Origin of the sequence: Streptomyces sp. NPDC093071 (assembly GCF_044754545.1) — a bacterium.
In the GTDB taxonomy this organism is placed as follows: domain Bacteria; phylum Actinomycetota; class Actinomycetes; order Streptomycetales; family Streptomycetaceae; genus Streptomyces.
Genome location: NZ_JBIVPH010000001.1, coordinates 224,633 through 246,987, shown reverse-complemented (window position 1 = coordinate 246,987; position 22,355 = coordinate 224,633). Strand labels below are relative to the sequence as shown.

Below are 22,355 nucleotides of genomic sequence, written 5' to 3'. Positions count from 1 at the left end.
CGTACGGCCCGCACACACCCCCTTGTCACCTCAGGGAAGGGCCCGCTAGGGAAGGGCCCACTTCTGGGCGCTCGTCCCGTTGCAGGTCCACAGCTGGACCTTCGTCCCGTCCGCCGTGGCCCCGCCCGCGACGTCCAGGCACTTGGCGGACTGCGGATTGCGCAGACTGCCGTCGGCCTGGGCCTGCCAGGTCTGGGCGCCCGATCCGTTGCAGGTCCACAACTGGACCTTCGTGCCGTCCGCCGAGCCGCCGTTGGAGACGTCCAGGCACTTGCCGAGGACCTTCAGCGCGCCGTCCCCGGACACCGTCCAGCGCTGGGCCCCGGTGTCGTTGCAGCCCCACGTCTGGATCTTCGTGCCGTCCGCGGTCTGGGAGTCGTCGACGTCCAGGCACTTGTTGCCGAGCCCCCGTATCTCCCCCGTGGGCGCCCCGCCGGCCAGCCGGTTGAGGGTGTACCAGGCCTCGGTGCTCCACAGGGTCTCCCCGGTGGCCGAGCTGAAGGGGCGCGGCGAGCGGACGTGCACCACCCGGTCGGCCTTGAGCCCGGGGATGGCCAGGGTGACCGTCTTCCGGTCGGCGGAGAGGGTGGCCGACTGCGCGGTAAGCGTCTCCTCGCCGATCTTCGGGCCGCCGTAGTCGGCGGTCGGCGCGTAACGCCACTGCTTGATCGTGTAGCGCTTGGCCAGATCGGTCGCCGTCTGCGTCGACAGCGGCTGGGTGTACTCCAGGGCGAAGCCGCCCGCTACGGCCCGCATCGCGCGGATGTCGAAGGTGTTGGCGCCGTTCGGGGACAGCTTCTGCAGGCCGAAGGCGAGCTTGCCCTCCTGGCCCCAGTTGCCGCCCGCGCCGAGCCCGCCCGCGTACAGCGCGCCGTCCGGGCCGACGCTGATCCGGGTCACGCCCGCCTCCAGGCCCTGGGTGAGGCGGAAGACCGCGCCCTGGTACTCGCCGCCGACCTTCTCCAGGAAGCCGCGCTGTACGCCGCCGTACGTCACGTCGCCGAACAGCATCTGCCCGGCGAACGGTCCCTCGGTCAACTGGAGCGGGGTGCTGGGGGAGTTGGCGATCTCGTTCTGCGGCAGCCAGAGCACCGGTTTGGTCACCGGCCGGGAGTCGAACGGGCCGGCCGGGTTCATGTAGTGGTTGAAGAAACGGTCCTGCTTGATGTGCACCAGCTTCGACGAGGGCAGCCAGCCGCCCTGGTTGTCGGTGACGAAGATGCCGCCCTCGGGGCCCCAGCCGATGCCGTTCGGGGTGCGCAGGCCGCCGGCCACGTACGCGATCTCGCCGGTCTGCCGGTTCACCTTGACGGTGGTCCCGCGGTTCGGCGCCGGCTGCGGGTTCGTGGTCGCCCCGCCGTAGTTGATGGAGACCGACAGGTTCAGGTAGAAGAACCCGTCCTTGTAGAGGAGGCCGAAGGCGAACTCGTGGAAGTTGCCGCCGAAGGGCCAGGTGGCGACCCGCCGGTACTGGTCGGTGACCTCGTCGCCGTTGGTGTCGTTCAGCTCGGTCAGCTCGTGCTTCTGGGAGACGTAGAGCTTGCCGTCGACGTGTTTGAGGCCCATCGGCTCCTTCAGGCCCGAGGCCACCTTCTTCACCGTCACCTTGTCGGGGCCGGTGTTCCCCGTGACGTTGCCGAGCAGGTAGACCTCGCCCGTGGTCTTGTCGCTGCCGCCCCAGGTGGTCACGGCCAGACGGCCGTCCGGCAGCCAGTCCATCGCGGAGACCTGCGGCTCGAAGCCCTTGGGGCGGAGGTCGGTGAGGGTGTAGTTCGGGTGCACGCCGGTCAGCGGCAGGCCGTCGCCGGGCGTGTCCGCGATGCCCTCGCACTCCTTGCGGCCCGGCGCGGTCACGCGGACGACGTCGGCGTCCGTGCTCAGGGCCGAGTTCGGCACGACGGCGAAGCCGGCGGCGCCCGGCGGCTTCCAGGACAGCGTGATCTGCTGGCCGCCGTCGCGCTCGAAGTGCTCGATGCGCAGGGCGTGGGAGCCCGCCGTCAGGTTCACGGTCGCGTCTTTGGGATCGGGGCCGTGCAGGCCGTCGTGGTTGATCACCACCTGGTCGTCGATCAGCAGGCGGGAGCCGTCGTCGCTGGCGAGGCGGAGGGTGTAGGTGCCCGTCTGCGGGACGACGAGGTTGCCGACGACATGGGTGACGAAGTGGGTCTCCAGGCCGAAGTCGGCCGGCGTGGACCAGTCGACCACCGGCATCAGCTTGTCGATGTTGGGGGTCTGCCCCGGCTTCAGCACGCAGAGGTTGTTCAGCGGGACCTGTACGTCGAAGACGCGGAGCGTCACCCCGGGCGTCTGCGGCGGGAGTTCGGCGGCGGACCGGCCCTTGAGCGTGGAACCGGCCGGGACGGCCGAGCCCTTCACGCGGGCGGGCCGGTTCGCGCCGTAGGGGTCGTCCGCGGGGGCCCGGGTGTCCGGCGCGGCCGGTGAGGTGGGGGAGGGGGGAGCGGTCGGGGAGGCCGGTGAGGCCGGGGAGACCGACAGGGCGGCGGTCAACAACGAGGCGAGGAGCGTTCCGGCCAGGCGGCCGGCCGATCGTGGGGAGTACAGCCGTGGATGCACGTGACCTCCTGACGGCCCTTCGGGACGTGAAGGGCTCGATCGGGCAAGTGGGGGATCCATCGCTGCCGGGACGCGCCGTCGCCCCGGACTCGGAAGCGCTGCGGGCGGATTCGAACGGGGCCGCACCGTCGCGTCGGACACAGTAGGGACTTCTCCCGACACCGTCCATACTTTGTCCTCGACCCACATAAAGTGATCGGACCGCAGCGATCACCGCCCTTCTCGCCGGGCGGACGGTCACGGCCGCCGACTCCCGCTCCCTGATGACGAGGACTTTGTCCCGTGCAGGGAAGAAGTGCCGGAAACTCGCGCGCAGCGGGTTACGGACTTCGACAAAGCCCGCTAACTTCCTTGAAATGAACCGGTCATGAGCTGCGGGCCGGTCCCTACGGCGTGACGGCGCACGCCCGTAGTCCCTCGGCAGCACGCTGAGGCTGCCACCACCCCACACCCCTGTCGGGAGACCTCTGTGCGCATGAGAACGCCCGGGCGCGGACGCGCCCGCTTCTTGCTGACCGCCGTGGCCTGCGCCCTCGGCTGTCTCCTGCCGGTGTCCGCGGCCAACTCCGCGCCCGGACACCGGAACCACGACGCCGGAACCGGAACCACGGCCGGGACCGTAAGCACGGCCGGAACCGGGACCAAGGCCGCGGCCGCCCCCGAGTTCCAGCAGGTCACGCTCGCCAAGGGCGTGGCCGAGACGGGCGAGCCCATGACCCTGGCCGTGCTCCCGGACCGCTCGGTCCTGCACACCTCGCGCGACGGCACCCTCCGGCTGACCGACGCCGCGGGCACCACCACCGTGGCGGGCAAGGTGGAGGTCTACAGCCACGACGAGGAGGGCCTCCAGGGCGTCGCGGCGGACCCCGGTTTCTCCTCCAACCGGCACGTCTACCTCTACTACGCGCCCAGGCTCACCACCCCCGGCGGGGACGCCCCCGCCGACGGCACGGCCGCCGACTTCGCCCCGTACGACGGGGTCAACCGGCTGTCCCGGTTCGTCCTGAGGACCGACGGCACCCTGGACCCGGGCAGCGAGAAGAAGATCCTCGACGTGCCCGCCTCCCGCGGCCTGTGCTGCCACGTCGGCGGCGACATCGACTTCGACGCGGCCGGAAACCTCTACCTGTCCACCGGCGACGACAGCAACCCCTTCGCCTCGGACGGCTTCACCCCGATCGACGAGCGGGCGAACCGCAACCCCGCCTATGACGCCCAGCGTTCGTCCGGCAACACCAACGACCTGCGCGGCAAGGTCCTGCGGATCAAGGTGAACGCCGACGGCTCCTACACGATCCCCAGCGGCAACCTCTTCCCGCCCGGCACCGCGAAGACCCGCCCCGAGATCTACGCGATGGGCTTCCGCAACCCCTTCCGGATGAGCGTCGACAAGGCCACCGGCACCGTCTACCTGGGCGACTACGGCCCCGACTCCGGCACCGCGTCCCCCGCCCGGGGACCGGAGGGCCAGGTCGAGTTCAACCGGATCACCAAGGCGGGCAACTTCGGCTGGCCCTACTGCACCGGCAGGAACGACCCCTACACCGACTACGACTTCGCCACCGGCACCTCGGGCGCCGCGTTCAGCTGCGCCACCCCGAAGAACACCTCCCCGCGCAACACCGGCCTCACCGACCTCCCGCCCGCCCAGCCCGCCTGGATCCCGTACAACGGCTCCTCCGTCCCCGAGTTCGGCGGCGGCTCCGAGTCGCCCATGGGCGGCCCCGTCTACCGCTACGACGCCGCCTCGACCTCCGAGGTGAAGTTCCCCCAGGAGTACGACGGCGACTTCTTCGCCGGCGAGTTCGGCCGCCGGTGGATCAAGCGGATCGAGGCCGCCGGAGACGGCACCGTACAGTCGGTCAACGCCTTCCCCTGGAGCGGCACCCAGGTGATGGACACGGCCTTCGGGCCCGACGGCGCCCTCTACGTCCTCGACTACGGCACCGGCTACTTCAACGGCGACGAGAACTCCGCCCTCTACCGGATCGAGCACGTCACGGGCGGCCGCGCCCCGGTCGCCCAGGCCCGGGCGGACGTCACCTCCGGCAAGGCGCCGCTGGCCGTCCCGTTCTCCTCGGCGGGCAGCTCCGACCCCGACGGCGACGCCCTCACGTACGCCTGGGCCTTCGGCGACGGCGCCACCTCCACCGCCGCCGACCCCTCCCACACGTACGCCGCCAACGGCCAGTACACCGCCACCCTCAAGGTCACCGACAGCACCGGGAAGTCGGCGACCGCCTCGGTGCGGATCACCGTCGGGAACACGGCGCCCACGGTCCGCCTCGACCTGCCCGCCGACGGGAGCGTCTACGACTTCGGCGCGGCGATCCCCTTCAAGGTCACGGTGACCGACCCCGAGGACGGCACGATCGACTGCTCCAGGGTGAAGGTCACCTTCATCGTCGGGCACGACAGCCACGGACACCCGCAGACCTCGGCCACCGGCTGCACGGGCACCCTGCGGACCCTGGCCGACGGGGAGCACGACCCCAACGCCAACATCTTCGGCGTCGTCGACGCCGAGTACACCGACAAGGGCGCGAACGGCCAGCCCGCGCTGACCGCGCACGACCAGCACGTCACCCAGCCCAGCCACCGCCAGGCCGAGCACTACAGCGAGGCCTCGGGGGTCCAGATCACCACCCACGCCCCCGCGCATGGCGGCAAGACCGTCGGCTACATCGAGAACGGCGACTGGATCGCCTTCCGGCCCTACGCCCTGGCGAACGCGGACCGGTTCACGGCCCGGATCTCCTCGGGCGGCACGGGCGGCACCATCGAGGTGCGCGCGGGCTCCCCGACCGGCACCGTGCTCGGCACGGTCGCCGTGCCCGTCACCGGCGGCTGGGAGACCTTCCGGGACGTGAGCACCGCGCTCACCGGCCGTCCGGCCGGGTCCACCACCCTGTACCTCGTCTTCAAGGGCGGCGCCGGATCGCTGTTCGACGTGGACGAGTTCTCCTTCACGACCTCCGGCGCGGCCCGTTCGGGCTCGGTGAAGGGCGTGAACACCACGTGCCTGGACGTCGACAACGCCGGCACCGCCGACGGTACGAAGATCCAGCTCTGGACCTGCAACGGCAGCACCGCCCAGAACTGGACGCTCCCCGGCGACGGCACGCTGAGGGCGCTCGGCAAGTGCCTGGACGTGTCGGGCGGCGGCTCGGCCGACGGCACGAAGGTGCAGCTGTGGACGTGCAACGGCACGGGTGCGCAGAAGTGGGCGGCCCAGGCCGACGGCACGGTGCGCAATCCGCAGTCGGGCAAGTGCCTGGACGCCTCGGGAGGCGTGTGGAACGACGGGACGGCGGTCCACCTGTGGACCTGCCACACCGGAACCAACCAGAAGTGGACCCTGCCGTAGCCCCGCAGTTCCGTAGACCCACAGACCAAGGAGGCGACCGTTCCGTGCGCACCCCCCTGAAAGCGGTTCTCGGCCTGCTGGCCGGCGCCGCGCTCTGCCTGACCCCCCAGGCGGCGGCCCAGGCCGCGCCCCCGGGCCACTCCGCCGTCCCGGCCACCACGACCGGCGCCACCGCCGCGGCGCGCGCCGCGGCGGACCCGGCCTACAAGGTCCTCGTCTTCTCCAAGACGGCCGGCTTCCGGCACTCCTCGATCGACGACGGCATCGAGGCCCTGCGCGGCCTCGGCACGGCGAACAACTTCACCGTCGACGCCACCGAGGACGCCCAGGCCTTCACGACCGGCAACCTCGGCCAGTACAAGGCCGTCGTCTTCCTGTCGACCACCGGCGACGTGCTGAACGCCGGCCAGCAGACCGCCTTCGAGCAGTACGTCCGCGGCGGCGGCGGATACGTCGGCGTCCACGCAGCCGCCGACACCGAGTACGACTGGCCCTTCTACGAAGGACTCGCCGGAGCCCTCTTCCACTCGCACCCGGCCATTCAGTCCGCCACCGTCAAGGTGGAGGACCGGGCGCACGACGCCACCGCCCACCTGGGCGGCACCTGGCAGCGCACCGACGAGTGGTACAACTACCGCACCAACCCGCGCGCCACCGCCCGCGTCCTCGCCGCGCTGGACGAGTCCAGCTACTCGGGCGGGAACATGTCCGGCGACCACCCGATCGCCTGGTGCAAGGGCTACGAGGGCGGCCGGGCCTTCTACACCGGAGGCGGCCACACCGACGAGTCGTACGCCGAACCCGCCTTCCGCCGGCACCTCCTGGGCGGAATCCGCTGGGCCGCCGGCATGACCGAGGCCGACTGCCGCCCGGAGACCGGCTACACCTCCCTGTTCGACGGCTCGTCCACCACCGGCTGGCGCCAGGCCGGGCCGGGCGGGTTCACCCTCGCGGACGGCACCCTCACCTCCCAGGGCGGCATGGGCCTGCTGTGGTACGCGGGCAAGGAGTTCACCGGCGACTACTCCCTGAAGCTCGACTGGAAGGCCGCGGGCGACGACAACTCCGGCGTGTTCATCGGCTTCCCGGCCTCCGACGACCCGTGGACCGCGGTGAACAACGGCTACGAGATCCAGATCGACGCCACCGACGCGGCCGACCGCACCACCGGCGCCGTCTACGGCTACCGGTCCGCCGACATCGCCGCGCGCGACGCGGCGCTCAACCCGCCGGGGGAGTGGAACACGTACGAACTCCGCGTCACCGGCGAGCGCCTGGAGATCTTCCTCAACGGCCGCAAGATCAACGACTTCACCAACACCGACCCGGTCCGCAGTCTGCGCCAGGGACACATCGGCCTCCAGAACCACGGCGACGGGGACGACGTCTCCTTCCGCAACATCCGGATCAAGCAGAGCGGAAGCCAGCCCGGACCGCGCACCGGCGAGGTCAAGGGCGTCAACGGCAAGTGCCTGGACGTCGACAACTCCCAGACCGCGGACGGCACGAAGATCCAGCTGTGGACCTGCAACGGCACCGGCGCGCAGAAGTGGACGGTCGCCGGCGACGGCACGGTGAAGGCGCTCGGCAAGTGCCTGGACGTGTCGGGCGGCGGCTCGGCCGACGGCACGAAGGTGCAGCTGTGGACGTGCAACGGCACGGGTGCGCAGAAGTGGGCGGCCCAGGCCGACGGCACGGTGCGCAATCCGCAGTCGGGCAAGTGCCTGGACGCCTCGGGAGGCGTGTGGAACGACGGGACGGCGGTCCACCTGTGGACCTGCCACACCGGAACCAACCAGAAGTGGGTCCTGCCCTGACGTGACGCCCGTCCCGGTGGCGTGCGGGGGGACGCACGCCACCGGGACGGCGGCTCACGCGGCGCCCGCCGCCGTACGGCCCGTCCGGGGACCCGGGCGTACGGCGCGGCCCTCCGGCACCGCCGGGTGCTCGCCCCGGGTCTCCGCCAGGACGAGGTCCACCCCCGCGAGGAGGTCCTCCTCCGCCACCCTCCGGCGCAGGCGGTGCGCGGCGCTGCCCTGGGCCAGGGCCTCCTCCGCGAGGGTCCGCACGGTGTCCCAGTCCCCGTACTCCTCCAGCGTCGGGCGCAGCCGCCGGATCATGCCGTGCACGACCGCGGCGGCCGGTGCGGCGAGCCGGGTGACGGGGTCGACCAGGTCGCCCTCCAGGCCCGACCGGGCCGCCCGCCAGGTCGCGGCCCGCAGCCATTCGTGCCGGCCGTCGCACCCGGGGTCCCCGGTGGAGGCGATCCGTCCGCACGCGTCCACCACGAGGGCGCGGAAGAGCGCCGCGATCAGCACCACCGTCTCGACGCGCGGCGAGGCGTCGCCGACGCGCAGCTCCAGCGTCCGCAGGTGCGCCGAGGGACGGACGTCGTAGTAGATCATCCCGGGATCGCTGATGACCCCCGAGCCGACCAGCCCGTCCACCGCCCGGTCGTATTCCGCCGCGCTGGGGAAGCACCCGGGCGGGCCGGAGGTGGGCCAGCGCTGCCAGACCATGGTGCGCCAGCTCGCGTAGCCGGTGTCGGCGCCGAGCCAGTACGGCGAGCTCGCCGAGAGCGCGAGCAGCGGCGGCAGCCAGGGGGCGACGGCGCACATCGCGCGCACGGCGGTGTCCCGGTCGGGGACGTCCACGTGGACGTGCGCCCCGCAGATCAGCTGCTCGTCCGCGAGCCGCCGGTACTCCCCGGTCATGCGCAGGTAGCGCGGATCGGACCCCGGCGGGACGGTGCCGAGCCGGGCCAGCGGCGCGGTGCCCGCCGCGGCGATCGCCAGGCCCTGGGAGGAGGCGGCCCCGTCGAGCAGCCGGCGGGACGCGGACAGGTCCGCGAAGAGGGTGTCGAGGGAGGAGTGCACCTCGCTGTTGGACTCCACGACGGACTGGGACAGCTCCCCGGTGAAGACGTCACCGTGCCGGGCCAGCCTGCGGAGCACGGAGTCCGCCCGTGGCACGAGCTCTCCGCTTTCGGCGTCGATCACGTGAAACTCTTCCTCGACCCCGATCCGAACGGTCACGGCGACTCCCTGTGGTCGACTGGTCATCCTCTGCGCGGGCCCCGCCTGCGCGGCGGCGGCCCGGTGTGTCCGTGCGGCTGCCCGGCCGGACGCGAACCATGCCCCCCGCCCCGCTCGCCCGCCGATCACGGGTCCCCCTCCGGGACCGGGACGTGTACCCGGCGTACGAGCGTTCGGTTAACCTGAGCTGTGCCGGGCGAGCCCGGCTCGCGCCAGACCCGGATCCCGGGCCGTCATGGCGGGAACGCAGAGGACGGAACGGGCATAGGCGGATCTCAGGTGAGAGACGGAGACCGGGCGTGCGCCCGTCGCGGACCCGCTGGTGCGGGCCTCCCGGAACGGGTGACGGAGGCCGGGCGCCCCGGCCCGGCGTCCGGGACGGGGCGCCGTGGATAAGATCGCGCTCACGGCCGCCGCCCTGTACGCCATCGTCCTCCTCCGGGCCGGAGGGACGTTCGCCGTCGGCTGGCTCGCCGGTGCCGGTGCCCGGCGCAGCAGGTTCGGCGGACGGATCTCCTCGGCCAAGTTCCTGCGCGCGGAGCGCGCGATCCAGCGCTGGGGCGCGCCCGTGGTGGCCGTCTCCTTCCTGACCGTCGGCTTCCAGACCGCCGCCAACTTCCTCGCCGGCAGTATGCGGATGCCCCTGCCGCGCTACCTCCCCGCCCTCTTCGTGGGGGGAGCGGCCTGGGCGCTGCTCTACGCGACCGTCGGGATCGGGGCGCTCGAAGTCCTGGGGAGGCTGTTCGCCGAGCGGACGGCCCTCGGGGTCGCCGCGGTCGCCGCCCTGCTCCTCGTGGTCGGCGGCGTGGTGCTCCACCGCAGGCGCCGCACCGCGAAGGCCCCCCGGGACGCGGCGGCCGAGGAGGCCTGAGCGGGCCGGGCACCCGGTCGCACCGCTTGATCGTCCCGGGCCGGGGTAGCGAAGGGGCATGGCCACCGACAACGCATCCCCCTCCGAGAGCGGCTACGCGCAGCCCGAGATCGACGTCCCGGCACTGGCCGGGCTGCTCGACGGCGAGTACGCCGCGATCCGCGACCTCGTCCGGACCAACCTGGTCACGTACGCCTCCGTCCTCGAAGAGGCCGAGGAACTCGGCATCGACGCGTTCCGCGAGCGGGTGCGCGAGATCGTGGTCGGCATGGCCGCGACGGGACAGACCGGCATGGGCTTCCCCGGCGAATACGGCGGGGGCGGTGACGTCGGGGCCTCGATCGCCGCGTTCGAGACGCTGGCCTTCGGCGACCTGTCGGTCCTCGTGAAGACCGGCGTGCAGTTCGGGCTCTTCGGCGGCGCGATCCTGCACCTGGGCACCGAGCGCCACCACGCGGCCCATCTCCCGGACCTGATCACCGGCCGCCTGATGGGGTCCTTCGCGATGACCGAGACCGGTCACGGCTCCAACGTCCAGGCGCTCGCCACCGTCGCCAGGTACGACGCCGAGACCCGGGAGTTCGTCATCACCACCCCCGACGACGGGGCGCGCAAGGACTACATCGGCAACGCGGCCCGCCACGCCGAACTCGCCGTCGTCTTCGCCCAGCTGGAGGTGGGCGGCGCCTCCGAGGGCGTGCACGCGTTCCTCGTGCCCGTCCGGGCCGGCGGCGAGGTCGCGCCCGGCGTCCACATCGAGGACGACGGGCGCAAGATGGGCCTCAACGGCGTCGACAACGGCCGCATCCGGTTCGACGGCGTACGGGTGCCGCGCGAGGCGCTGCTCAACCGGTTCGCCGACGTCAGCCCCGAGGGCGTTTACACGAGCCCGATCGAGAACCCCAACCGCCGCTTCTTCACCATGCTCGGCACCCTGGTGCAGGGCCGGGTCAGCGTCGGCGGCGCCGGGGTCAACGTCGCCAAGGTCGCCCTGACGATCGCCGTGAAGTACGCCGTACGCCGCAGGCAGTTCGACGCGTCCCCGGGCGAGGAGGAGCAGCTCCTCCTCGACTACGGCCTCCACCAGCGCCGGCTGCTGCCCCTCGTCGCGCGCACCTACGCGCTGCACTTCGCGCAGGACGTCGTACGGACCCAGCTGCACGAGGTCTTCTCCGGCGCCGAGGACGACCCGCAGGCCCGGCGGCGCCTGGAGTCGCGGGCCGCCGGAACCAAGGCGCTCGGCACCTGGCACGCCACCCGGACCGTCCAGGAGTGCCGCGAGGCGTGCGGCGGCGCGGGCTACCTCGCCGTCAACCGGTTCGCCGCCCTCAAGGCCGACAGCGACGTCTTCACCACCTTCGAGGGCGACAACCACGTCCTGCTCCAGCTCGTGGCCAAGGGCCTGCTCACCGACCACGCGAGCGAGTTCGAGGACCTCGACCAGCTCGGCATGGTCCGCTACGTCACCGGTCTCGCCGTCGAGACGGTCATGGAGCGGACCTCGGCCCACAAGCTGCTCGAACGAGTGCGGGACCTGCTGCCCGGCGGTGACGAGTGGGACCGGGAGGCCGGGCTGCTCGACCCGGAGTACCAGCTCGCCATGGTCCGCTACCGCGAGGAGCACATGCTCGCCGGGGTGGCCCGGCGGCTCAAGCGCGGCATCGACCAGAAGCGCGACCCCGGCGCCGTCTTCTCTTCCGTCCAGGACCACGTCATCGCGCTCGCCCGCGCACACGTCGAACGGCTGGTGCTCGAAGCGTTCGTCGACAGGGTGCGGGCGATGCCGGAGGGAGGCAACAAGGACGCGCTCGGCCTGCTCTGCGACCTGTTCGCCCTCTCGACGATCGAGGCGGACCGGGCCTGGTTCATGGAGCACGGCCGGCTCACCGTCCAGCGCTCCAAGGCCCTCACCCGCGAGGTGAACGACCTCTGCCGCAAGGTCCGCCCCCTCGCCGTCGACCTGGTCGACGCCTGGGGCGTCCCGCCCGAGGTGCTGCGCGCGCCCGACCTGCTCGGCTGACCCGGCGCGCCCGGCCACCGGGCCGTACGGACGCGAAACCGTCCCGGCCGGTGGTCGTACCCCTTGTACATGTGGGGTGCGACCACCGGCCGGGACGGTTTCGGCACGGGTCCTCGGACCGTCGGGTCACGAGGCCACGAGCGTCACGAGGCCACGAGCGTCACGCGCTCGCGACGACGGCACCGAGGATCAGGCCGCCGACCAGGCCTGCGGTGCTGACCACGAGGGCGACGGTGGCGAGCCGCTCGTGGCGGACGAACTTGGCGACGACGGCGAGGATCACGCCGATCACGCCGAACACGATGGGGAAGAAGACCAGCGAGATCACGCCCAGCACGATCGCGATGATGCTCATCACGTTGCCGGTCGTCCCGCGGGTCTGCTGACCGGTCGGACGGTTGTCGTACTGCGTCGTCATGTTCCACTCCTTCGGGACGATCACCTGGAGAGCTGATCCGGAGGTGGACCGGCCCTCCACCCGGGTACCCCGAAGTTCCGTGCTGACACGGCGACTTGGTGAGGAGGGGGAAAACGCGGGCCGAGCGGGCCCGTCAGGCGTCCGTCACCAGGATCACCTCCAGGGTGCGGGGCCCGTGCACGCCCTCGACCCGGTCGAGCTCGATGTCGCTCGTCGCGGACGGGCCCGAGATCCAGGTCAGCGGCCGTGCCGGGTCGAGCCGGGGGAGCGCCAGGGGGACCGAGGCGACGACCTGCTCCGGGGCCCGGACCACGCACAGGTGCAGGTCGGGGACGAGGGTGAGGGCGCGGCGGCCCTGCCCGGGACCGCCGTCGAGGACGAGCGTGCCGGTCTCGGCGACCGCCACCGCGCACCCCGTCACCACGGCGTCGACGCCGTCCAGCTCGTACGGGGTCAGCCGGGGCTCGTCGGTCCGCCGGACGGCCTCCGTGGCGGCGAGCCACCCGGCGGGCAGTCCGGGCGGAACGACGACGCTGCCGGCGCCGCGCTCCGCCAGGATCCGGGCGATCAGCTCCGCCAGGCCGTCCGGTCCGGTGCGGTGGACGTGGGCCCGGTAATCGGCGAGGTTCTCGTGGAGCAGGTCCAGGAGGCCCGCCGGGTCCTCGGCGGTGTGGCTCGTCCGGTAGTCGCGGGCGACGGCGGGCGGCTCGGGCGCGTCCGCGACGGCGGCGCGGATCCGGGCGAGCACGCGCGCGCGTGAGTCGGTCATGTGCGGTTCTTCCTCCACCAGTCGCGGAACGGTTCGGCGGGCATCTCCGGCAGGTCCCGGCTCTCGCTCCACTGACGGGCCCCCGGTCCCGGCGCCCGCCGGGGGTGCAGCGCACGGGTGCGGGAGGCGAGGCGCTCCCCGGCGGCCAGCACACCCGGGTGGTCGAGGACCCAGGCGGAGGCCTTGACCGCGGCCTTCTCCAGGCGGTGGCCGCCTTGGTCCGCGACCTTTCCCCGCAGGTGGACCAGGACCTCGGGGATGTCGATGGCGACCGGGCACACCTCGTAGCAGGCGCCGCAGAGCGAGGAGGCGTACGGCAGGGAGGCGTCGATCCCGCTCGCCGTGCCCCGGAGCTGCGGGGTGAGGATCGCGCCGATGGGTCCGGGGTAGACCGAGCCGTACGCGTGCCCGCCGGCCCGCTCGTACACCGGGCAGACGTTCAGGCAGGCCGAGCAGCGGATGCAGCGCAGGGCCTGGCGTCCCACCTCGTCGGCGAGGGCGGCGGTGCGGCCGTTGTCGAGCAGGACGAGGTGGAAGGCGTCCGGTCCGTCGCCGTCGGTGGTGCCGGTCCACGTCGACGTGTACGGGTTCATCCGCTCGGCCGTCGAGGAGCGGGGCAGGGTCTGGAGGAAGACCTCCAGGTCCCGCCAGGTCGGCACCACCTTCTCGATCCCGACGACCGAGATCAGGGTCTCGGGCAGGGTGAGGCACATGCGGCCGTTGCCCTCGGACTCCACCACGACCAGGGTGCCGGTCTCGGCGACCATGAAGTTCGCCCCCGAGATCCCGACCCTGGCCCGCAGGAACTTCTCCCGCAGGTGCAGCCGGGCCGCCTCCGCGAGCTCGGCCGGGGCGTCGCTCAGCCCCTCCGGCGCCGGGCGGCCCCAACGCGCCATCCGGTCGCGGAAGATGTCGCGGATCTCGCCCCGGTTGCGGTGGATGGCCGGGACCAGGATGTGGGAGGGCCGGTCCTCACCGAGCTGCACGATCAGCTCCGCGAGGTCCGTCTCGTACGCGGCGATCCCCTCGGCCTCCAGGTGCTCGTTGAGGCCGATCTCCTGCGTGGCCATCGACTTGACCTTGACGACCTCGCGCTCGCCGGTGGCCCGTACGAGGTCGGTGACGATCCGGTTCGCCTCGGCCGCGTCCTCCGCCCAGTGCACGGTGCCGCCCGCCGCCGTCACCGCCTCCTCCAACCGCAGGAGGTGCGTGTCGAGGTGACGGAGCGTCTCGTCCTTGATCCGCTTCCCGGCCTCGCGCAGGGCGGCCCAGTCGTCGAGTTCGGCCACCGCCCGCGCCCGCTTGTCCCGGATCGTGCGGGTGGCGTGCCGGAGGTTGGCCCGCAGGGTCGCGTCGCCGACCGCCTTCCGCGCCGCCTCCGGGAAGGCCGGCATCCCCACGAAGGCCGGCGTCGGTGCGGACGTCCTCTCGTCACCGCTCATCGCCAGGGCTCCTCTTCCGTGCTCGCCAGGATCTCCGCCAGGTGCAGCGCGCGCAGCGGCGCCTCCCGTCTGCTCAGCATCCCGCCCAGGTGCAGCAGACAGGAGTTGTCCGCGCCGCACAACACCCCCGCGCCCGTGGACAGGGCGTTCGCGATCTTGTCGGCGCCCATGGCCGCCGAGACGTCGGGGTTCTTCACCGCGAAGGTGCCGCCGAAACCGCAGCACTCCTCCGCACCCGGCAGCTCCACGAGGTCCAGCCCCTCGACGGCGTCGAGCAGCCGGCGCGGCCGGTCCCCCAGACCGAGCAGGCGCAGTCCGTGGCAGGAGGGGTGGTACGTGACCCGGTGCGGGAAGTACGCGCCGACGTCCGTCACGCCGAGCACGTCCACCAGGAACTCCGTCAGCTCGTACACGCGCGGCGCCAGGTCCGCCGCTCCCGGCACCTCCGCGCCGAACGCGCCGTAGTGGTGCCGGACCATGGCCGCGCACGAGCCGGACGGGGTGACGACGTGGTCGTACCCCGCGAAGGCCCGCACCGTGCGCCGTACGAGGGGCGCGGTCTCCGCGCGGTAGCCGGTGTTGAACTGCGGCTGCCCGCAGCAGGTCTGCGCGGCCGGGAAGTCGACCTCCACGCCGAGCCGTTCGAGGAGCCGGACCGTGGCCACGCCCGTCGAGGGGAAGACGGCGTCGTTGACGCAGGTGACGAAGAGGGCGACGCGCATCACGGTTCCTCGGGGACGGTCCGGTTCGGGCGGTGGCCGCGTCCCGGGCGGGTACGGGACCGGCACGGTCCGTAGTCTCGCAGGGGACGCGCCCGTCCGTTCGTCCCCCGTCCGTCCTCAGCGCACGTTCAGCAGGTGCTCCAGGGCCAGCTGGTCCAGGCGCTCGAAGGCCATCGAGCGCGCCGCCGCCGCGTCCGCGTCGAACGTCTCGTACGCCGTGGGGTCGGCGAGCAGCCCGGCGAGGCCGTCGGCGGCCGTGGGCACGGCGAGTTCGGGCAGCCGGGAGGCGTCGAGCGCGGCCGTGACGTCCGGATCGGCGCGGAAGGCGGCCGTGCGCTCCTTCAGGATCAGGTAGTTGCGCATACAGTTCTTCGCGGACTCCCAGACCCCGTCGGCGCCGTCCGTGCGCACCGGCTTGAAGTCGAAGTGGCGCGGGCCTTCGTACCCGGCCGTCTCCAGGAGGTCCACCAGCCAGAACGCCTGGCGCAGATCGCCCGCGCCGAAGCGGAAGTCCTGGTCGTACTTGATGCCCGACTGGCCGTTGAGGTCGATGTGGAACAGCTTGCCCGCCCACAGCGCCTGCGCGATGCCGTGCGGGAAGTTGAGCCCCGCCATCTGCTCGTGCCCGGTCTCCGGGTTCACGCCGACCAGGTCCGGGCGCTCCAGGCGCTCGATGAAGGCGAGCGCGTGCCCGATCGTGGGCAGCAGGATGTCGCCGCGCGGCTCGTTCGGCTTGGGCTCGATCGCGAAGCGCAGGTCGTAGCCCTGCTCGGTCACGTACTGGCCGAGCAGGTCGAAGGCCTCCTTCATCCGGTCGAGCGCGACCCGCACGTCCTTGGCCGCGCCGGACTCCGCGCCCTCCCGGCCGCCCCACGCCACGTAGACCGTCGCGCCGAGTTCGACGGCGAGGTCGATGTTGCGGAGGGTCTTGCGCAGGGCGAAGCGGCGCACGTCCCGGTCGTTGGCGGTGAAGGCGCCGTCCTTGAAGACGGGGTGCGCGAAGAGGTTCGTGGTGGCCATCGGCACCGCGAGCCCCGTGCGGTCCAGGGCGTCCCGGAAGCGCTTCACGATCGTGTCGCGCTCGGCCTCCGGCGCGCCGAAGGGGATCAGGTCGTCGTCGTGGAAGGTGACGCCGTACGCGCCGAGGGCGGCGAGCCGCTCGACGGCCTCCACGGGGTCGAGGGCGGGCCGCGTGGCCTCGCCGAAGGGGTCGCGGCCCTGCCAGCCGACGGTCCAGAGACCGAAGGTGAAGCGGTCCGCGGGGGTCGGGGAGAAGCGCTCCGGCATGGTGTGTCCTTCTCTCGTGCGCGGTCCGGGGACTGGCCACCGGATTTGTTTTCTGAGATAACTAATACGGGACGGAGGGCCCGCGCGCCAGACCCGTCCCGGAACGAGTACAAGGAAGAGGACCGAACCCGAGACGAGGTGAGGGCGTGCCCGCGAGCCGCTCCGTCGTGATCGGCGTGGACAGTTCCACGCAGTCCACCAAGGCCGTCGCCGTCGACGCCGACACCGGCGCGCTCCTCGCCGTCGGCCGCGCGCCGCACACCGTCACCGGGACCGCCGGGGCGCGCGAGAGCGACCCGGGGGAGTGGTGGACCGCGCTCGTCACCGCCGTCCGCTCGGCCGTACGGGACGCGGGCGTCCCCGCCGCGTCCGTCGCCGGCATCGCGGTCGCGGGCCAGCAGCACGGCCTCGTCACCCTCGGCGTCGGCGGGCGGCCCCTGCGCCCCGCGCTGCTCTGGAACGACACCCGCTCCGCGCCCCAGGCCGCCGCCCTCGCCGCGCGCCTCGGCGGGCCGGAGGCCTGGACGGTCCGGACCGGGTCCGTCCCCGTCGCCTCCATGACCGCCGCCAAGTGGCAGTGGCTGCGCGAGCACGAGCCCGAGCGGGCCGACGCCGTCACGGGCGTCCGCCTCCCGCACGACCACCTCACCGAGCGCCTCTCGGGCATCGCCGTGACCGACCGCGGGGACGCCTCCGGAACCTGCTGGTACGGGACGGCCACCGGCGCGTACGACCCGGAGGTCCTCGACCTCATCGGCCTCGACCCGGCCCTGCTGCCCGCCCTCGCGCCCACCGGCGCCACCCGCGTGGGCCCCCTCGCCCCGGCCGCCGCCGAGGCCCTGGGCCTGCCCCGTACGGTCGCCGTCGCCGCCGGGACCGGCGACAACATGGCCGCCGCCGTCGGGCTCGGCCTCGGCGGCGCGGGCCTGCTCGACCACCCCGTGGTCAGCCTCGGCACCTCCGGCACGGTCTTCGCCGCGACCCGCGCCCGCCCGGCCGCCCCCGGGCTCGCCGGCTTCGCCGCCACCGACGGCACGTACCTCCCGCTCGGCTGCACGCTCAACTGCACCCTGGCCGTCGACCGGTTCGCCGCGCTCCTGGGCCTGGACCGGGAGGACGCCGCGCCCGGCGGCGGGGTCGTCGTGCTGCCGTACCTCGATGGCGAGCGCACCCCCGACCTCCCGCACGCCGCCGGACTCGTCACCGGCCTGCGGCACGGCACGGACCCCCGGGCGGTCCTCGGCGCCGCCTACGAGGGCGCCGCCTTCACCGTCCTGCGCGCCCTCGACGAACTCCTCGCCGCCTGCGGCCTCGACCCGGCCGCGCCGGACGTACGGGACCGGCCGCTGCGCCTGATCGGGGGCGGCGCGCGCGGCCGGGCCTGGACCGACACCGTCCGCAGGCTCTCCGGCCGCCCCCTGGTCGTCCCCGCCGCCGCCGAACTCGTCGCCCTCGGCGCGGCCGCCCTCGCGGCGGGCGCCGCCACCGGCTCCGACCCCGTCGCCCTGGCCGCCGCGTGGGACACGGGCGCCGGGCGGGACCTGCCCCCGCTGCCCCGCGACGAGGAGACCTGGGACAGGATCGCCGGGGTCCTGACGGCCGCGACACCGACCCTGCTGAGCTGACGGAGCCACGGGAACCCGGGCGCGGAAGCGGAACCGACCTGATCCACTTCCCCGCCGCACCCCGACCCGGTCGCGATCTCCGGGTTACCCTGCCGGTAACCACGGGGGAGGAACACATGACCGCTCTGCTCATCCTGTTCGGGGTCATCATCGGTGCCGTAGTGATGGCGTTCACCGTCGTGCACCGCAGGGGTAGAGGCGGGGTGGACCCGGTCGAGGGCCTGCGCCAGGAAGAAGAGGCCCTGCGCCACGCCAAGACCGACCGGGTCTCCTTCAACTCCTGGTCCGTCCACAACTACCTGCCGACCAGCAGCGACGCCTACCACCGCCGGGGCGACCACCGGCGCTAGACGGAAACCCCGCCCGGTCCCGTGTGCGGCCGGACGGCGAAGGCGGCGTTCACCGGCTTCCGCAGGGCCGCGCTCGTGCCGGCGCGGTCGGTGAACGGGTGCCGCACACGCCGCGGCGTCCTGCCGGACGAGAATCTGAGTGGGGCAGGCCGGGCCCGTCGTCAAATCCCTCGACACCGGTCGCGGTGATCGGGGACGCTGCGCGCGATGACGAGAATCGACGACACACCGCCCGCGTGGGACGAGCGCACCCAGCTCACCACGTTTCTCGACTACGCACGGGACACCGCCCGTGCCAAGTGCGAAGGCGTCTCCGCGGAGAACGCCCGCAAGGCGCTCCTGCCGGGTTCACCGCTGATGACCGTGAGCGGAGTGATCAACCACCTCCGCTGGGTCGAGTACTACTGGTTCCACGTGGTCTTCCTCGGCGAGGAGGACCGGGCCCCCATGACGGAGGAGGACCCCGACCGCGAGATGCGGATCGCCGTCGACTTCCCGCTCACGCAGCTGCTCGACGAATACGCCGAACAGAGCGCCCGCTACCGCGAACTGATCGCCGGGAACGACCTGGACGAGCGGTCCCGAAGAACCATCCGCAACGGCCTCCACGTCGACCTGCGCTGGATCCTCCTCCACCTCACCGAGGAGACCGCCCGCCACAACGGCCACCTGGACATCCTGCGCGAGATGCTCGACGGCACGACCGGTTCCTAGCTTGATCTTTAACATCTGGGCCGTTGGTCAGCCGTTGAATAGGGTCGAGGTGATCTCAAGCCGCGTGGGACCATCTCGACATGCGCCTGGTAGCTGACGGAGCCACGCCGACCTCGCGGTTGACGCTGGTCAAGGACCTCGAAACCGACGATGGGTATGCCTTCGAGCTGGAGAGGCCGCTCTTCCTGGCTGCCGGTGATCGAATCGCTTTCGAAGACGACAGGCTTGTCGTCGTGCGGGCCAGTGGAGAGCGGCTGTCACCGGCCGGCGACTGGTCTACTCGTTGCGGGCCCGGATCCCTGCAGCGCCGGTAGAAGCCCTCCTCGAACGGTGCGTCGTACTTGATCACTCGGTTCGGTATCCGCCGGACGCAGAAGCGGCCTTCGTCTGAACATGTGCTCCGACCAAGGAACACACACGTCCAGCGCGAAGGCCGTGAGGATGAGTCTGCAGCATCACGATGCCCGGCGAGAGCCGCTGGCGGAACTGTCACGCTTCCGGGGCGAGCTCTACTCCTGCCTGACCGCTCGTTCGGATGCCCTGTTCGAGCTGGCGGACGCGGTTTTGTGCGGTGACGGACCGGTGAGATCGCTGGCCGAGCTGTCGCTGGTGGGCGAACACCGCCGCGGGCACGGAGGGCTCTACGCCGCCCTCGCCCAAGGCCGGGTCGACGCCGACCGGATGCGGCAGGCCCTGGCCTCGGTGCCGCTGCCACGAGCCGCCGACGGCCGGCTGGTCCTGGCCGTCGACGTCACCTGCTGGCTGCGGCCGAACGCCCACACCTCACCGGATCGGATCCTGTGTCACACCTACGGCCGGGGCAAGGACCAGCACATCCCCGTGCCCGGCTGGCCCTACTCGATCGTCTGCGCGTTGGAGCCCGGCCGCAGCTCGTGGACCGCCCCGCTGGACGCTCTGCGCCTGGCGCCCGGGGACGACACCGCCACCGTCACCGCCCGGCAACTGCGCGACTTGGTCGAGCGGCTGATCGCCGCAGGCCAGTGGCGGACCGGTGACCTGGACGTCCTGGTCATCGCGGACGCCGGATACGACGCGCCCCGCCTGGCCCACCTCCTGCGGGACCTGCCGGTGCAGGTCCTGGCCCGGATGCGTTCGGACCGAGTATTACGTCGGGCCGTCCCACCTCGGCAGCCTCACACCAAGGGCCGTCCGCCGCGGCACGGCGGTGAGTTCGTCTTCGGACAGCCCGACACCTGGGGCACCCCGGACACCGAAACCGTCACCGACACCCGCCTCTACGGAACCGCCCGAGCACGCTCGTGGGACCGGCGCCACCCCAAACTCACCCACCGTTCTTCCTGGTCCGCGGCCGACGGCACCCTCCCGATCGTCGAGGGGACCGTGATACGCCTGGACATCGATCACCTGCCCAGCGGAGCGACCCCGAAGCCGGTCTGGCTGTGGTGGTCGGGCACCGACGCAGACGCTGCCGACACCGACCGCCTCTGGCGGGCATACCTGCGGCGCTTCGACATCGAGCACACCTTCCGCCTGTTCAAGCAGACCCTGGGCTGGACCTGTCCGAAGATCCGCACCCCCGAGGCGGCGGACCGCTGGACCTGGCTGATCCTGGCGGCCTACACCCAACTGCGACTGGCCCGGCCACTGGCGGCCGACCGGCGCCGGCCCTGGGAGAAGCCCGCACCTTTCGAACGCCTCACGCCCGCCCGCGTCCGCCGCGACTTCCGGCACATCCGCCCGACAGCCAGCTGCCCGGCCGGTGCACCGAAACCCTCCTGCCCCGGCCCCGGCAGGCCACCAGGCCGCAAGAACACCCGGCCCACCCCACGCCACGACGTCCACACAGTCCGCAAAACCGACACCGCCGCGTCCCGGAACAAGAAGTCGACCACCCCACGACCTCGCCGCACGGGTTAAAGATCAAGTTAGGGGGTGTCCGGCGGATCACGGCCGGGGGCGCGGGGCCCGGCACGGCGCCCCGGGTTGGGGCCGGGGAAGACCGGCCGCGGGCCCGGTGGCGCCGTGCTGCACACCGTCGACTGCGCCCGGGCCCGGCGCCGTCCGCCGCGTTTCACCGGACCTGGTGCTCGAAGAGGGGGAGCGTGGCGACGGGCGCCTGGTCCTACGGTGCTGCGGAGGCCTCTATAGCCTTTCGTCAAGGGTGGGCAGCTTCTGTCCGGGGTTCGATCTTCTTTGTGGGGCATGAGACTGTCGTGTCAGAGATGATGAGTGGGTTGGAGGCGGGCTTGGCTGAGGCGTCGTCTCCTTCGTGGACACAACGTGTTCGTGCCGGGCGTGACCTTGCTTCCTTCGCTGATGTTCCTGAGGCCGGGGAAACGCTGGTGGGGCTGTTGCTGGACGTCGAGGACACGGCGGTGACCCGGCAGACGGCAGAGGCTCTCGCCCGGGTGGGGACGGTGGCCGCCATCAGGCTCATCGCTCTCGCGGTTGCCGCGGCGGACGACAACCAGGCCGACTGGCTGCAGACCGGGGTGCATGACGCGCTCGTGGGACCGGGCGACGCGCCGGACATCGCAGCGGCCTGCGGGAGGCTGGCCCTGGACCCGGAAGAAGCTGTCCGGCGGGGTGCCGCGGATATCTCGGCATGGGCAGACGACATAAAGCGAGGAACATCGCGCGTTTGAGCTGGCGGTTTCCGCCTCTGGGCACGTGTTCGCCGTGGATCGAGGTCCCCGACTGCCTCGTGGTGGGGGTGAGGTCGGCGTAGGAGGCGAGGTGGGCGGCGGTGGAGAAGCCGGTGCCGTCGCCGACGGTGACCGGTAGCACGGCGGCGGTCCTGACCGCGATCCCCGGCATCGAGGTCAGGGCCTGGGAAAGAGGGCGGTCGTCCAACAGGGCCTTGATTTGGGCCTCCAGGGCCCGGCGTTGTTCGTGGACGGCCGCGAGTGAGCGGGCCAGGGAGGCGATGACGACGTCCAGCGTGCCGGCCCCCGGAACCACGACGGTCTGCTCGTCCAGCGTGTCGAAGACGTCGTCGATCAGCCGCTGGGCCATGCGAGGGACCTTGGGCCGGATCACCTCGACGAGTCTGCGACGGCCGGCCTTGCGCAGGGCGGCCGGATATCCGTGGCGTCTAGGGAGCGTATTTGGTCGTGATCAATCTGTGGGTTTCGTCCTCGCGGTCGCGTCTGGTCCGGTAGATCGTGGTGTGTGACGCG

General features: G+C 72.4%; 17 protein-coding genes and 1 pseudogene. 10 read left to right on the top strand and 8 right to left on the bottom strand.

Annotation, left to right across the window (positions count from 1 at the left end):
• Window positions 1-45 precede the first annotated feature (45 nt).
• Window positions 46-2,376 carry a ricin-type beta-trefoil lectin domain protein gene (locus tag ACIQD7_RS00960; RefSeq protein WP_402439660.1) on the bottom strand — a complete coding sequence of 777 codons (2,331 nt, stop codon included), beginning with the start codon at window positions 2,374-2,376 and terminating at the stop codon, window positions 46-48.
• Between the two features lie 673 nt (window positions 2,377-3,049).
• On the opposite strand from ACIQD7_RS00960, the gene ACIQD7_RS00955 reads away from it, so the two are divergent.
• Together ACIQD7_RS00955 and ACIQD7_RS00950 are read left to right on the top strand one after the other, a co-directional pair.
• Window positions 3,050-5,941: a carbohydrate-binding protein gene (locus tag ACIQD7_RS00955; protein WP_402438206.1), complete on the top strand. Its 2,892-nt coding sequence runs from the start codon at window positions 3,050-3,052 to the stop codon at window positions 5,939-5,941.
• 44 nt (window positions 5,942-5,985) lie between these two features.
• Window positions 5,986-7,758, top strand: coding sequence for a ThuA domain-containing protein (locus ACIQD7_RS00950; RefSeq protein ID WP_402438203.1), 1,773 nt, complete (start codon window positions 5,986-5,988; stop codon window positions 7,756-7,758).
• 54 nt (window positions 7,759-7,812) lie between these two features.
• Here ACIQD7_RS00950 and ACIQD7_RS00945 read toward each other — a convergent pair whose 3' ends face one another.
• Entirely contained in the window at window positions 7,813-8,940 is a 1,128-nt protein-coding gene (locus tag ACIQD7_RS00945; RefSeq protein ID WP_402438200.1) for a glutamate--cysteine ligase, read from the bottom strand.
• A gap of 424 nt (window positions 8,941-9,364) precedes the next feature.
• Here ACIQD7_RS00945 and ACIQD7_RS00940 point away from each other — a divergent pair, with 424 nt between their 5' ends.
• Window positions 9,365-9,847, top strand: a complete 483-nt coding sequence (locus ACIQD7_RS00940; RefSeq protein WP_402438197.1) for a DedA family protein — start codon at window positions 9,365-9,367, stop codon at window positions 9,845-9,847.
• Window positions 9,848-9,905: 58 nt separating this feature from the next.
• A complete protein-coding gene (locus ACIQD7_RS00935; protein ID WP_402438194.1) occupies window positions 9,906-11,867 on the top strand; it encodes an acyl-CoA dehydrogenase in 1,962 nt (653 codons plus the stop codon).
• A 160-nt stretch (window positions 11,868-12,027) separates the two neighbouring features.
• On the opposite strand, the gene ACIQD7_RS00930 is transcribed toward ACIQD7_RS00935, so the two are convergent.
• The 5 genes from ACIQD7_RS00930 to xylA all read right to left on the bottom strand — a co-directional run bounded on the left by ACIQD7_RS00930 (window position 12,028) and on the right by xylA (window position 16,505).
• Window positions 12,028-12,285, bottom strand: coding sequence for a hypothetical protein (locus tag ACIQD7_RS00930; protein ID WP_121827913.1), 258 nt, complete (start codon window positions 12,283-12,285; stop codon window positions 12,028-12,030).
• 133 nt (window positions 12,286-12,418) lie between these two features.
• Window positions 12,419-13,054 (bottom strand): lactate utilization protein C, encoded by a 636-nt coding sequence (locus ACIQD7_RS00925; RefSeq protein ID WP_399760363.1) that lies wholly within the window; start codon window positions 13,052-13,054, stop codon window positions 12,419-12,421.
• Window positions 13,051-14,496, bottom strand: a complete 1,446-nt coding sequence (locus ACIQD7_RS00920; RefSeq protein ID WP_402438190.1) for a lactate utilization protein B — start codon at window positions 14,494-14,496, stop codon at window positions 13,051-13,053. The genes ACIQD7_RS00925 and ACIQD7_RS00920 overlap by 4 nt, the downstream gene beginning before the upstream one ends.
• Window positions 14,493-15,218, bottom strand: coding sequence for a (Fe-S)-binding protein (locus ACIQD7_RS00915; RefSeq protein WP_402438188.1), 726 nt, complete (start codon window positions 15,216-15,218; stop codon window positions 14,493-14,495). Before ACIQD7_RS00915 ends, ACIQD7_RS00920 begins: the two co-directional genes overlap by 4 nt.
• A 117-nt stretch (window positions 15,219-15,335) precedes the next feature.
• Window positions 15,336-16,505 (bottom strand): xylose isomerase, encoded by a 1,170-nt coding sequence (xylA, locus tag ACIQD7_RS00910; RefSeq protein WP_402438185.1) that lies wholly within the window; start codon window positions 16,503-16,505, stop codon window positions 15,336-15,338.
• 146 nt (window positions 16,506-16,651) lie between these two features.
• Between xylA and xylB the strand changes: the two genes are divergently transcribed.
• The 6 genes from xylB (at window position 16,652) to ACIQD7_RS00880 (ending at window position 21,821) form a co-directional block, all read left to right on the top strand.
• A complete protein-coding gene (xylB, locus tag ACIQD7_RS00905) occupies window positions 16,652-18,130 on the top strand; it encodes a xylulokinase (protein ID WP_402438182.1) in 1,479 nt (492 codons plus the stop codon).
• 203 nt (window positions 18,131-18,333) lie between these two features.
• Entirely contained in the window at window positions 18,334-18,480 is a 147-nt protein-coding gene (locus ACIQD7_RS00900) for a hypothetical protein (RefSeq protein WP_391053116.1), read from the top strand.
• 207 nt (window positions 18,481-18,687) lie between these two features.
• Window positions 18,688-19,194 carry a DinB family protein gene (locus ACIQD7_RS00895; RefSeq protein ID WP_402438178.1) on the top strand — a complete coding sequence of 169 codons (507 nt, stop codon included), beginning with the start codon at window positions 18,688-18,690 and terminating at the stop codon, window positions 19,192-19,194.
• 80 nt (window positions 19,195-19,274) lie between these two features.
• Window positions 19,275-19,508, top strand: coding sequence for a hypothetical protein (locus ACIQD7_RS00890; protein WP_402438175.1), 234 nt, complete (start codon window positions 19,275-19,277; stop codon window positions 19,506-19,508).
• A 127-nt stretch (window positions 19,509-19,635) separates the two neighbouring features.
• Window positions 19,636-21,093 (top strand): NF041680 family putative transposase, encoded by a 1,458-nt coding sequence (locus tag ACIQD7_RS00885; protein WP_402438173.1) that lies wholly within the window; start codon window positions 19,636-19,638, stop codon window positions 21,091-21,093.
• A gap of 305 nt (window positions 21,094-21,398) precedes the next feature.
• On the top strand, window positions 21,399-21,821 hold the full coding sequence (locus ACIQD7_RS00880; RefSeq protein WP_402439659.1) for a hypothetical protein: 423 nt from the start codon (window positions 21,399-21,401) through the stop codon (window positions 21,819-21,821).
• On the opposite strand, the pseudogene ACIQD7_RS00875 reads toward ACIQD7_RS00880, so the two are convergent.
• Window positions 21,799-22,278, bottom strand: a pseudogene (locus ACIQD7_RS00875) (transposase); the annotation flags it as partial. The gene ACIQD7_RS00880 and the pseudogene ACIQD7_RS00875 sit on opposite strands and share 23 nt — an antisense overlap.
• Window positions 22,279-22,355 lie beyond the last annotated feature (77 nt).